The sequence below is a fragment of the uncultured Enorma sp. genome, assembly GCA_905210055.1.
GTDB lineage: Bacteria > Actinomycetota > Coriobacteriia > Coriobacteriales > Coriobacteriaceae > Enorma.
In genome coordinates this window covers 1-12,460 of record CAJLVH010000044.1, presented here as the reverse complement: position 1 = coordinate 12,460, position 12,460 = coordinate 1, and the positions used below count along the sequence as shown (strand labels likewise).

Annotated in this window: 12 protein-coding genes and 1 tRNA gene; 8 read left to right on the top strand and 5 right to left on the bottom strand. The window is 63.7% G+C overall.

The window, feature by feature from the left end:
• The first annotated feature begins 35 nt into the window (after window positions 1-35).
• Window positions 36-158 carry a phosphoribosyltransferase family protein gene (locus QZ079_RS04525; RefSeq protein ID WP_297035626.1) on the top strand — a complete coding sequence of 41 codons (123 nt, stop codon included), beginning with the start codon at window positions 36-38 and terminating at the stop codon, window positions 156-158.
• An 88-nt stretch (window positions 159-246) separates the two neighbouring features.
• Here the strand turns inward: QZ079_RS04525 and QZ079_RS04520 are convergent, their stop codons facing one another.
• A complete protein-coding gene (locus tag QZ079_RS04520) occupies window positions 247-1,695 on the bottom strand; it encodes a four-carbon acid sugar kinase family protein (protein ID WP_297035623.1) in 1,449 nt (482 codons plus the stop codon).
• 69 nt (window positions 1,696-1,764) lie between these two features.
• Window positions 1,765-2,655, bottom strand: coding sequence for a 2-hydroxy-3-oxopropionate reductase (gene garR / locus QZ079_RS04515; protein ID WP_297035620.1), 891 nt, complete (start codon window positions 2,653-2,655; stop codon window positions 1,765-1,767).
• 485 nt (window positions 2,656-3,140) lie between these two features.
• On the opposite strand from garR, the gene QZ079_RS04510 reads away from it, so the two are divergent.
• The 7 genes from QZ079_RS04510 (at window position 3,141) to QZ079_RS04480 (ending at window position 9,431) form a co-directional block, all read left to right on the top strand.
• A complete protein-coding gene (locus tag QZ079_RS04510; RefSeq protein ID WP_291288958.1) occupies window positions 3,141-4,073 on the top strand; it encodes a transporter substrate-binding domain-containing protein in 933 nt (310 codons plus the stop codon).
• Between the two features lie 182 nt (window positions 4,074-4,255).
• Window positions 4,256-4,840 carry a ribosome hibernation-promoting factor, HPF/YfiA family gene (gene raiA / locus QZ079_RS04505; protein ID WP_291288959.1) on the top strand — a complete coding sequence of 195 codons (585 nt, stop codon included), beginning with the start codon at window positions 4,256-4,258 and terminating at the stop codon, window positions 4,838-4,840.
• A gap of 77 nt (window positions 4,841-4,917) precedes the next feature.
• Window positions 4,918-5,868, top strand: a complete 951-nt coding sequence (locus QZ079_RS04500) for a DegV family protein (protein ID WP_297035615.1) — start codon at window positions 4,918-4,920, stop codon at window positions 5,866-5,868.
• A gap of 161 nt (window positions 5,869-6,029) precedes the next feature.
• A complete protein-coding gene (locus QZ079_RS04495) occupies window positions 6,030-7,112 on the top strand; it encodes an NAD(P)-dependent oxidoreductase (RefSeq protein WP_297035613.1) in 1,083 nt (360 codons plus the stop codon).
• Window positions 7,113-7,118: 6 nt separating this feature from the next.
• Complete coding sequence (locus QZ079_RS04490) at window positions 7,119-7,586, top strand: hypothetical protein (RefSeq protein ID WP_297035610.1); 468 nt, start codon at window positions 7,119-7,121, stop codon at window positions 7,584-7,586.
• 6 nt (window positions 7,587-7,592) lie between these two features.
• A complete protein-coding gene (locus QZ079_RS04485; RefSeq protein WP_291288963.1) occupies window positions 7,593-8,291 on the top strand; it encodes a hypothetical protein in 699 nt (232 codons plus the stop codon).
• A gap of 48 nt (window positions 8,292-8,339) precedes the next feature.
• Window positions 8,340-9,431, top strand: coding sequence for a hypothetical protein (locus QZ079_RS04480; RefSeq protein ID WP_297035606.1), 1,092 nt, complete (start codon window positions 8,340-8,342; stop codon window positions 9,429-9,431).
• A gap of 232 nt (window positions 9,432-9,663) precedes the next feature.
• Here the strand turns inward: QZ079_RS04480 and QZ079_RS04475 are convergent.
• From QZ079_RS04475 to QZ079_RS04465, 3 genes are all read right to left on the bottom strand, one after another.
• A tRNA-Thr gene (locus tag QZ079_RS04475) sits at window positions 9,664-9,739 on the bottom strand.
• Window positions 9,740-9,945: 206 nt separating this feature from the next.
• Complete coding sequence (locus QZ079_RS04470) at window positions 9,946-11,607, bottom strand: UDP-glucose--hexose-1-phosphate uridylyltransferase (RefSeq protein ID WP_297035604.1); 1,662 nt, start codon at window positions 11,605-11,607, stop codon at window positions 9,946-9,948.
• Window positions 11,598-12,460 (bottom strand): galactokinase (locus tag QZ079_RS04465; protein ID WP_297035601.1); only part of this gene is annotated, 863 nt, incomplete at its 5' end. The genes QZ079_RS04470 and QZ079_RS04465, both read right to left, overlap by 10 nt.

Sequence of the window (12,460 nt, the reverse complement as noted above, 5' to 3'; positions counted from 1 at the left end):
GCGATGTCTACGAGGTGGTGGAGCCGGTCGCAGGCATGCGTCTTTTGCTGCTCGACGATGTGATCACCACCGGGGCGACCATGCGCGCTGCCGCATCTGCCTTGCACGCCGCCGGAGCCGCGCACGTCGACGCGCTCGCCTTCGCGCGCGTGTGGTAGCCGGTGGTCGCGCGTTGCCTAACGACCGCCCACCACAGATGCTGGAGGCGTATCGCACGTGTGCGAATCCGTTGCGCCTCATGGTGCGCTACTTCGCGGTGAGGATCTCCACGGCGCGACGCAACGTCGTTTCGTCGCCGGTGTTACCTGGGAAGATGACATAGGGCATACCGGGGAAGCGGCTTTCCGCGCCCGTCTGCCATACAGGGATTCCCGGTTGAATCTGCCCGAGCACGTTTGCGCGCTTCACGCCGAGCGCCTTCGTGCCCACGTCGCTCGACGTGATACCGCCCTTTGCGATCACGAACGCGGGCGCGACGCCGAGCTGACCCACGAGCCGCTGCACGCCGTCGCTGATCTTCACGCTGCGCAAAAGTGCGCTTTCCTTCGTGTCGTTCGGCACCTCGAGCAGCTCGCGACGCGTGAAGCACACCGCGACCTTTCCGGCGCGGACGACCTCTTCCTCGAGTGCCACGCAGCGAGCGACTTCCGCATAGAACGCGTCGTCGCCCTGAAGCACGAGGTCGGAGTTGAACGCGACGGGAACCGTGCAATCAAGTTGCAGGAGCTCTTCCAGCTGCGCGGTCGTTTTCTGCGTATGGCTGCCTACCACCACGATCCCGCCGTTTTGGGTTTCGGTGGTCACCATGTCCTCGCGGGTAAGCAGGGGAATGTCCGATACCCCGCCCAGCACCTTGACTAGGCCCGCCGCCGTGCGGAATAGGAACGTCTTCCCCTGTGCCATAGCACGGTAGAGCGCCACCGCGAAGACCTTGATGTCGCAATAGTCGATCGCGTTCACGCAGACCTTGTTGAAGCCCGTCACGTCGAGCAGCTGGCGCTCGATGCGGTCGACGTCGCAGGAGCGCAGGTCGTCGAGGGAGATGCACACGACGTCTTCGGCACGGAAGTGCCCGTCGGTCTTCTCCTCGATGTACTCGGGGATCGAGGAATGGGTGTAGCCGAAGGTCTTGTCGAGCGCGAACTCCGTTTTCGCTGCGGGCACGAGCTGGCCGCCCTGCTGCACGTAATGGACGTCGCCGATGGTGAAACGGCCGCCCTCCTTGAAGAACGGGCACATGACTTCGCCGTCGACGGTGAGGCCATCGGCTTCCATAGCTTCGCGCAGCAGCTCCGTTTCAAGTGGGTAATGGCCGCGCAACGTGGAGTCGCTGCGGCTCATGATGACGTAGGGCGTGGCGGCCTCGCGCGCGACGCTCGCGATTCGTGCGCCGATCTTACGGTGCACTGCGGTGGTCTCGTCTCGTGTCATGCCACGGCTGTTCGTGAGGATGTAGAACAGCTTGCCTTCCTCGGTAAAGCCCGTCCGTATGCTTTCTGGGCTCCAATCCGTGTAGACCGAGACGTCGTGAACTGTCTGGACGCCGGTTGGGTCGTCGTCGAGCACGACGATCTTATGCGGGTCCTTTGCGATCTCCTGCGCGAGGAGCGCGTCGACCGCCGCCTCGTCGACGGCAGGATAGGAATCGAGGACTTCAACGGGAAGGGGCTGAAGGGGCTGAACGGGCATGATCATCGTGTCTCCTCGTATCGGATGGGGGCGTTCACGCCGAGCGGTGTGCTATCGACAACGGCTTGCCGCGCGCTACCGGTTGCTTTTCACCTCGACGCCGGCGAGCGCCTCGAAGTACCGCACGTACCCGCCGTGGTCGTCGTCCATATGGCCGTGTGCCTTGAGCGCCTGCTGCACCTCGAAGAGCTGCGCGGTGAAGGGCAGGGGCACGTCGATCTCGTGGGCGGTCGCGAGCACGTTCTTGATGTCCTTGTGATTGATGGAGATCTTCCCGCCCGGCTTGAAATCGCGCGCGCACATCATGGGCGCCTTCGCGTCGAGCACGGCGCTGCCGGCGAGTCCTCCGCGAATGGCTTGGTAGACCTTCAGGGGATCGGCGCCCGCCTTGGTAGCGAGCACCAGCGCTTCAGACACGGCGCAGATATTCAGGTTGACGATGATCTGGTTGGCGAGCTTGCAAACGCTGCCGCTGCCGCTGGGTCCCACGAGCAGCGCGCTCGACCCCATGACGTCGAAATAGGGTTGGAGCGCCTCGAATACATCTGCATCGCCGCCGCACATGATGGCGAGCGTGCCCTCGACCGCTCCCGGCTCGCCGCCGGAGACGGGCGCGTCCATGAAGCCGACGCCGAGTGCCTTGAGCTTCTCGTAGCAGGTCGTGCTCTGCGTGGCGGTCACACTCGACATGTCGCAGACGATCTTGCCCGCTGTGAGCGCCGAGGCGACGCCGTCTTCGCCGAAGAGCACGGACTGCACGATGTCGCCGTTGGGGAGCATGGTGAACACGATGTCGCAGACTGCGCCGATCTGGGCGTAGCTGCCCGAGGTGGCGCCCGTCTCTACGAGCTCATCGACCGCAGCTTGGTTCAGGTCGGACACCATCACGGCGCAACCGGCCTTCAAGAGATTCTTCACCATGGGCTTTCCCATGATGCCTAGGCCGATGAACCCTACCTGCTTCATGATGGCTCCCGTTCTCGAAGCAGCCGATATGTTGCCTTCATTGTAATCCCCAGTGCCGACAGAACCGCTGCAAGATTTCGCAGGTTACAACGAAGATATCGCCCTGTGCTCAACTTCTCGCAGCTCGCGAACGTGTTGTATACTAAAACGCGTCCCCTCAGGCTGTGGTTGCCGATGCGCTCGCGCATCCTAGTCCAAGACAGACGCGGTCGAAAGGACCCACGTAAGTGCATGCGTGCGCGCATGCGCGATCATGGCGCGTCCTAGAGGTAAGTCGCACCGTCCGTTGCCAGGGGTATTCCGCCCCGCGGGCGAGCGGGCAAGTCGTGACGCCGCTGCGGCGGCCGAGCAAACGCTCCAGTGCGCAGGTGTGGGGGAAAAGACCAGGTCAGCTGGGGGACAACGCATATTCACCGCTCGCGTTCGCGCAGCGGAGCAGACGTAGTCGGTGCCTCGCGGCGCCATGGTAGCAAGGTGGTCGGTTCATGACGGACGGATTGAAGGGATGGCTGCAGCGCGGCGCGGCCGGTCTTATGGTTGCGGTGCTCGCGTGCGTGCTTGGCGGGTGCTCGTTCGGCACGCCCCCGCTTTCCGAGGCGGAAGAGGAGACGCCCGAGCAGGTGGTCGATGACGCACTGCTCGTTCAGCCGGGAACCCTTACCGTCGCACTCGATACGGGCGACTTGCCGCAGGTGATGATCGACGAGGACGGCTACTACGTGGGGTACACCATCGATGTCGCCTCGGAGCTTGCCGACTCCCTCGGTCTCAAGCTCGCCATCGTCCATTCGGTCTCTCCGCAAGACGCGATCGAATCCGGTGAGGCGGATATCTATCTGGGCGCGACCGCGCGCGACCAGTCGGACGGCATCGTGGTGCTCGGCGAGTATCTGCAGAATGCCACGGCGATTTTCGGAATAGGGGGGAGTTCCTCGGAAGCCCTTACCGCCGACGACCTCGCGCAGGCAACAATCGGCGTGCAGGGAGGAAAGGCATCACAGGAGGCGCTCGCGCGCATAGGGATCGCCACCGATAGCACCTACGATACCGTGAACGACTGCTTCGACGCGCTCGCCGCCGGCGAGGTCGACTACGTTGCGTGCGACGCGACGGCCGGCGCATACCTGGCTCGCACGTACGAGGGCGTCTACTTCGCGGGCACGATCAGCGCCTCAACATCCTATGGCATCGCTTACGACTCCTCGGCAACCGAGCTTTCCGATGCGGTGGGTGCGGCGCTTGACGAGATGTCGGGCGACGGCACGCTCGATGCGATCCACGTGATGTGGTATGGCGACCTTCCGCTTAACCTGTCGAGTGAGCTCATCTCGGGTGTCACCATTGCCGAGGAGTCCGGATCTTCGGACGAAGATACCGAAGCCGGCGAGGAAGACCACAGCGACATCAACGACTACTAGGACATTGCGAATCGCTCAACTTTGATCCATCTGTCTTGAGCGCATCGCTTCGGGGTTTCGGCCGACGGTGGTCTCATTTCGACAAACGGCGCGAGCGCGTTCTCTTGCGCGCGTGCGTCATGCATCTCCTGAGTTTGGGTACAAACACGGTACGTACTGTTCCCGGCTAGATAGGAGTGCTTATGGATATCAAGGTTTCCGGCCGAAAGACCACGGTAACCGATGCCCTGCGCTCGCATGTTGAAGAGAAGATCGGCGAAGCGCTCAAGGTGTTCGACATCGAGCCCATGACGTGCGACGTCGTGCTCCGCTACGAGAAGAACCCCTCCATCGCCGAGCCCGCGATCGTCGAGGTCACGGTTCGCGCGAGAGGTTCGGTCATCCGCGTGGCGGAGCACGGTGCAGACATGTATGCCGCGATCGATATCGCGGCGGACAAGGTGACGCGCCAACTTCGTAAATTCAAGACGAAAGTCGTCGATAACCGCCAGCAGGGTCCCTCTGCCGCCGAGGTCGCGCCGGCGCCGCGCGTCGAGGACCTGGCCGACCTCCTCATCCCGGAGGAAGAGGACAACCAGCTCGTTCGCGAGAAGGTTATCGAGATCACGCCGATGACCGAAGAGCAGGCGCTCGTGCAGACGGATCTTCTGGGACACGACTTCTATGTGTTTGAAAACGCCACGACCGGCCTCATCAATGTGGTTTATCACCGTAAGAATGGTGGATATGGCATCATCAAGCCCAAAATAGAGTCGCTTGACGAGTAAAATACGGTCTACTGCGTGCATGTAGGCGAGCGGCCATCCATGTGGGTGGCCGCTTTTTTGAGAAAGGCAATTGGCTGATGACCACCGCTGCAACAGAGGGGTATGCGCACCGCTGCCGTATCGCGGTCGATACCTGCTGCGATTTCACGCCCGAGATCGCGGCGACGCTCGATATCGACATCCTCGGCTTTCCCTTCATCTTGGACGGCGAAGAGCGAGCGGACGATATCTGGACGTCCATGACCCCGAAATGGTTCTACGACCAGATCCGTTCCGGCGTGAAGGCGTCGACGGCGGCGATCTCCGTCGGCCGCTACCTTGAGTACTTCACTGAGTGCGCCGAAGAGGGCACGCCCACGGTGTACCTCGCGTTCACCTCTGCACTCTCCTCGAGCTACGAGCATGCGTGCATCGCAGCCGACGAGGTGCGCGAGAAGTATCCGGATTTCGAGCTTTACGTGGTGGACAATGCGCTGCCCAGTTCGTGCGGCGAGCTCCTGGCGCTCGAGGCCATCCGCCAGCGCGCGGCCGGCCTCACGGCGGCGCAGCTCGCGAAGTGGGCGGACGAGGCGAAGACCTACGTGCACGGCTACTTCACGCTCGACAGCCTCGATTCCCTCGCCGCGGGTGGACGCATCCCGCCGGCTGCCGCGCAGATTTCGAGCAAGCTCGACATCAAGGCGAGCCTTTCCTTCGACCTCGCGGGATCGCTCACGCTTACGGGCGTGAGCCGTGGCCGCAAGAAGGCGCTCAAGGGGCTCGCGAAGGCGTTCAAGGAGAATTATGTCCTCGATCCCTCCATGCCGATGACCATCGTTTCCTCCGATGCCGAGAAGGATGCGGACTGGCTTGAATCTGCGATTCGCAAGGAAGACGGTTGCGCCGACCTCACGATCATCCGCGGCGCGGTGGGCCCGACGATCGGCGCCCACGTGGGACCGGGCATGGTCGCCGTCATCTTCTGGGGCAAGAACCGTGCGGAGAAGATGACGCTCACGGATCGTATCGCCCAGAAGGTTCGCAGCTAACGGCACCCAGGTACCGCACCTTGCCCCTCAAGCGTGTGGGCATGGCCCCAAGGCCTATGCCCTTCGCTTTCGGGGCAATCTGCGGCACCTGGGGCACCGTTTGAATGAGTCATGTTAAAAACCCTGGGGTAATTTTACATTTCGAGCATAGGAGTTGCATCATGACAGATAAGAAGCAGAAGGTCGCCTTTATTGGCACCGGCATCATGGGCGCGCCCATCGCCGGCCACATCCTCGATGCGGGCTACCCGCTCACGGTGTATAACCGCACGCAGGCCAAGGCCAGTCCGCTCGTGGAGCGCGGCGCCACGCTCGCCGCGACGCCCGCCGAGGCCGCCGCGGGTGCGGATGTCATCTTCACGATGGTCGGTTTTCCCGAGGACGTCGAAGAGCTCTACCTTGCGGGCGACGGCCTGCTTACCGCTTCGAAGCCCGGTGCCATCCTCATCGACCTCACCACGAGCGCTCCCTCGCTCGCGCGCGATATTGCCGGTGCTGCCGCCGTGAGCGAGCGCACCGCGTTCGATTGCCCCGTGACGGGCGGTCAGGCGGGCGCCATCGCAGGTACGCTTACCGCGATCATCGGCGCGACCGAGCGCGATATCGAGCCCGTGCGCGAGCTGCTCTCCACCTTCACTTCGCGCATCTTCTGCTTCGGCGGCGCGGGCAAGGGTCAGGCGGCGAAGCTCGCCAACCAGGTTTCGCTTGCAGCGTCGATGGTCGGCATGGCCGACGCCCTCTCGTATGCGCAGCAGGCCGGACTCGACCTCGAGCTCACGCGCGACATGATCCTTACGGGCACGGGCAAATCTGGCGCCATGGAGCAGCTCGCTCCCAAGGCGCTCGAGGGCGACTGGAAGCCCGGCTTCATGGTGAAGCATTTCATCAAGGATATCGGCCTGGCGCTTCAGGAGGCCGAGGACTACGAGATCGCGCTCCCCGGCGCGGATACCGCCTACGGCCTCTATGACATGCTCGATGCCATCGGCGGCGCGGAGCTGGGCACACAGGCCATCACCCTGCTCTATGCCGAGGAAGCAGACGCCGCGGCGGCTGGCCTCGACTGGTCGCTCTACACCCAGGAGCAGGGCGACGAGTGCGGCTGCGGCCACGATCACGATCACGAGCATGGTGAAGGCTGCGGTTGCGGCCATCATGAGCACGGCGAGGACCATGAGTGCTGCCACGGCGAGGGCCATGGCCACCGTGAGCATGGTTGCTGCCACGGCAACCACGAGGAGTAAGCGCGCATGGACAGCCCGGCGTTCATTATCTGCTTCGTCCTGCTGTTGCTCTTCAGCGTCTACATCGGTTTTCTGCTGGGGAACTGGGCAGGCAAGCGCGCCGTGACGGCTCGGGAGTACTGGCTGTACAACCTCGCCGCGATCGCGGGCTGCGTGATTGCGGTCGGGCTCGTTGCATGGCCGGTCATGCTCTACGCGATACCCCTCGGCTTGTTGCCGGGTTGGATCACGGGCCTTAAGATGGGCTATGGCGAATCGAGCGGCCCGTGGAAACTTGTCGACCGGTTCTTCAATGTGAACAAGGCGCACCGCGACACCGCTGCCCAGGGCACGGGTGAAGCCCGTCGCCGCAGGACGCGCACGGGAGAGGCCGCTCCGGATCTCATTTCCGTTTCGGGCAAGGCGTCCGGCGCACAGGACAAGGCAGATTCCCGCACGCGGCATTCGGCTACTGGAAAACGCAAGAAGAGGTAAACATCTATGGCAGAGACCACGGAACAGGAACTTGACCCGCAAGAGGCAGAGAAGCTCGAGCAGATCGAGCGGGATGGCGCGGCGCTCGACGCCCTCATCGAGGATCTGAGCAGCTCGAGCCGGCGTACCCGGCAGTTCGCCGCTCGTGTGCTGGCGCTCCTGGCGCGCCGCGAACCGAAGATCCTCGACGCCCATGTCGCCGAGCTCATCGATGCTCTCTACCGCCCCGAGGCGCAGACGCGCTGGGAGGTGCTCGATGCGCTCGCGGAGCTCGTCCCCGATCACGCCAAGGAGATCGGCGCTGCGTTCGAGGGTGCAGAGACGGCGCTGTTCGACGAGCTATCCGCCACGCTCCGCCTTTCTGCCTTCCATCTGCTCTGTGCCTGGGGAGCGACGGAACGCGGTCGCTCCAAGAAGGTGTGGCCGATCATCGACGAGGCCATCCAGTGCTACCACGGCGACCTCGAGTATCGCGATATGCTTGGCTACCTGCATGAGTTCGCTCAGGGAAAGATTGCTGGCGACGTTGCCGAGGAGCTTGCCGGTCGTCTTCAGTTCGATGCCGAAAACGGCAAGGGCAGCTACCTTAAGGCACGCTCGCGCGAGATCTACGACATGCTTGCCAAGCGCTTCAAGTTCGAGGCTCCCAAGAAGCGCGCGCGTGTCGTCCCGAAGGACGATGATATCGACGACGAGGAGGAGTAAACGCGCTCGCGCTGCCGCGTATCCGCTCGAATGAAGGGATAGAGAACCATGGGATTGATCGTGAATAAAGACGAGCTCGAAGGCGACCACGAGTACATCGATGGCATCGAGGTGATCGAGCGCTCCGATGTGCCCGACGATCTGCCCGAAAGCGAGGTCAAGGTCATCGAGCGGGAGGATTCGGAAGACACGGAGACCGCCGACGAGCCTGTCGCCGAGGACGATGAGGCCGAACAGGACGAGATGGGCGTCAGCAACGTCAATCCCCAGGATGAGGATGCTGAAGACGAGGGGGACGAAGGCGCGTCCTTCGGCAAGCGGCCGTATCTTATCGCGATGTTCGTCATCGCGATTCTCGTTGCCGGGATCGGCGGCTACTTCATCGGTAAAGGCGGCTTCGGCGCGGCTGGGCAGAGCGCTGGCACCGCCGTGCTCACGGAAGACCAGCTCGACTCGCTTGTCGCCTCGTATAGCTACAACGGCTCCGAGCACGACATCTCCGCACGCGAGGCGATCGAGAGCCAGTACAGCCTCGAGACCGTCCAGAACGAGGACGGTACCTACAACACGCCTTCCGCGGAGACGCTCATCGCCTATGTGCGCACGGAGATCCTGCTCAACGAGGCCGATGCCCGCGGCATCGAGGTCACGGACGACGAGGTCGCTGCGTATGCCGAGAATACCTATGGCACGTCGGACTACGCGACGCTCGCCGCGCAAAACGGTGTGACCGAGGAGCAGGCGCAGCAGATCTCGCGCGACAACGCCAAGATCGAAAAGCTCTACAACCAGGTCGTCCCTGCTGTCACCGCCACCGTTCCCGAGCAACCCGAGCAGCCTGCCGATGGCGATACAAGCACGCGCTCGGCAGAGTACGCGCAGTACATCATCGAGCTCGCGGGCGATGAGTGGGATGCCGAGGCGGGTACCTGGGCTTCGACCGACGGCCCGTATTACCTGGCGCTCGAGGGCATGGATTTCACAGCGGATTCCGCCTCGTACGAGGAGGCAATCATCGCCTACTACGTGGCGTACCAGGAGTACGCGACCGAGGCGTCCGGCATGAGTCAGGCGTGGACGGAGTTCGCGAACACGCTCTTCGCCGATGCGGACATCGAGCTCTACGGTGTGTATGCCTAAAGGGTACGTGATACGCTGGAGCCAGATGTGAGGCTGCTGCTCAACGTTAGCATGGGGCTTCTGCGGTTCAAAAAAGCGTCGCATAACTCAGGGGTCGCCTTCGAATTTGAGGTTGACCATCGAGTTATGCGACGCTTTTGATTCGTGCTTCGGGGCAGCGGCGGGAGTCAGGCAGCGAAAGCGAACCCCGATACCAAAAACGCCCTCGTTGCCGAGGGCGTTTTCATATCACTGGAGCCAGCAATCGGACTCGAACCGATGACCCCCGCTTTACGAGAGCGGTGCTCTACCAACTGAGCTATGCTGGCGGTCAGGTACGGGCGCGATGACCCGCGACCGATAATATTACGTGGAAACGGTGCTTCGCGCAACCCTGCACCGCAAGATTTCCACCTTCGAAGAAATCTAGGCAAGAAATGGCGTGTGTTCTGCTTATTTCGCAAGAACACACGCCATATTCTGCCCGGATCTTGGTCGGTATGCGGAATGCGCCCCTCGTTGAGCCGGCGTGCCCCTACAGTGCGGCGAGGAACCGGTGCAGCCCTGCGCGTCCGGCGTCGTCCCACTTGTAGACACCGGCATCCTCGAGCACGTGGCCGAAGACCTCACCCACGCCCGCGCGTATGATTTCCTCGGCATTTTCTGCTGAAAGCTCGGGGTGCGCCGCTGCCAGTTCGGCTGCCCATGCTGCGTGCGAGGCGGTGAGCGGATCTGCCTCGAGTGCGGCCAAGTCGTCGCCAGCCAGCAGGTGCTCCCGTACGGCGCCGAGCTCCTCCACCAAGCGCGGCGGCAGGATCGCGAGACCCATGACCTCGATGAGGCCGATATTCTCCTTCTTGATGTGGTGCCACTCGGCATGCGGGTGGAATACGCCCAAGGGGTGATCGTCGGTCGCGATGTTGCAGCGAAGTGCGAGGTAGAGCGTGTAGTTGCCGTCCGCTTCGCGGCAGGCGACAGGCGTGATGGTGTTATGCCGCACCGGCTCGCCGTCCTCGACCGTCTCGGCGATGATGCCAAGCTCCTCGTCGCTCCAACCGCGCCACACGTCGAGCACGTGCGCGGCGGCATCGAGGAGCGTCTCGCGGTCGGCCGCGGTGAGGCGCAGCACGGAAAGCGGCCAGCGTAGCACCTCGGCATGTACGTCTGCGAAGCCGGGGATCTCGAACGTCTTCTCCACGGCTGCCTTTATCATGGGGAACGTATGGCGTCCGCCTTGGAAGTGGTCGTGCGAGAGGATCGAGCCGCCCACGATGGGCAGATCTGCGTTCGAGCCCACGAAGTAGTGAGGGAAGAGGTCGACGAAGTCCACAAGACGCGCCATGTTCTCGCGATCGACGTGCATGAGGCGATGCTCGGCGCTCATGGCGATGCAGTGCTCCGAGAAGTACGCGTACGGGCTGTACTGGAAGCCCCAGTGCTCTTTGCCGAGTGTAATGGGCACGATGCGCAGGTTCTGTCGCGCCGGATGGGCGCCATGGGGTGCGCCCGCACCGCGGCCGCCGTACCCTTCGTTTTCCATGCAGAGCTGGCAGGCGGGGTAGGCTTCGCCCACAGGGGCAGCTCCGGCGGCGGCGATGGCCTTCGGATCCTTCTCCGGCTTGGAGAGGTTAATCGTGATCTCGAGTTCGCCCCAGGGCGTGGGCGTCGTCCAGCCGATGTTCTTCGCGATGGCGGCGGTGCGCACGTAGCGGGCGTCGCAGCAGAGCTGGTAGAACCAGTCGGTCGCGGCCTCGGCACCGTCGAGTTCGTACTGTTCGGCGAATGCGCGCTCGACCTCGGACGGACGCGGCATGATGAGGCCCATGACGCGGGTGGCGATGCGATCCGCACCCGAGGGCGTATCCTCGTCGCAGCCATTCGCAATGCCTGCCGCCGCGATGCGCTCGATGGTTCCCTCGAGGTCGAACTCGTCGTTCGAGACGAAGAGGCTCGTAGGTCCATCCGGTGTGGGCAGTCCGCGGGTGGGGGAGACGAGATATGCCCACGAGAGCAGGTCGGATGCGCCGCTCGCCGCGGGGCCGGTCGCACCCACGCTTTCCAGCACGGCGTTATATGCCCACATGCCGTCTTCGGGCGCGAGCATGCCGTGCCCGATCGCATAGCGCACGAGTGCTTCGATATCCTGTGCGAGCACGGCGGTGCCCGTCACAGCAGGCGAGGCGTTCTCTACAGCCATTGGTAACCAGCCCCTTCGCTCACGATGCGGTAATGGCGCGACGCACCCTCGCCGAACCAGCCGTCCATGCCGGCGCAGAAGGCGTCGACGCGGTCGAGCGGCACGAAGGCCTGGATGGAACCGCCGAAGCCGCCGCCGTGGATGCGGACGGCGCCGGCGTCTTCGAGGAGACGCTGCGCCAGGCCGAGCGCGACCATCGCCGGCTGCTCGGGTGCGCCGCCCACGGAGACGTTCTGCAGATACATTGCGGAGCTCGAGCCCGAGGCGCGGGTGAGCGCGAGGAACTCCTCGATGTCGCCCGCCTGGAGCGCCGCCCAGCGCTTGGCGACGAGCTCGTTTTCGTGCCAGTAGTGCAGGGCGCGAAGCACCGGACGGTCGCCGAGCTCGCGGCGGAGTTCGTTCACGCGCGCGTCGAACGCGGCCGGGTCGACCTCGCAGAGGCGCTCCTTGCCGAAGGCCGCGGCCACGGCTTTCATCTCGCCCGGTACGGCGGCGTACTCGCCGGTGAGGGCGCTATGGTCGCTGCCTACGTTCACGAGCACGAGCGCGTAGCCGTGTTCCTCGAAGTCGAGCGCGAGCTTCTCGGTCGCGGGGGTCTCGGGGTCGGCGAAGCTCATGTGTGCGAGGCCGCCGAGCGCTTCCGCGAGCTGGTCGAGCAGGCCGCAGGGCTTGCCGAAGTAGTTGTTCTCCGTGCGCTGCGCCATCTTGGCGAGTGTCACGGGGTCGATGGCGTCGCCCTCCCAGAGCGCTTCCATGGCACGGCCGAAGGCGAGCTCGACGGCGGCGGAGGATGAAAGGCCGCTGCCCGCGGGGATGGAGCTCTGCATGATGAGGTCGAAGCCTTGGGGCTCCC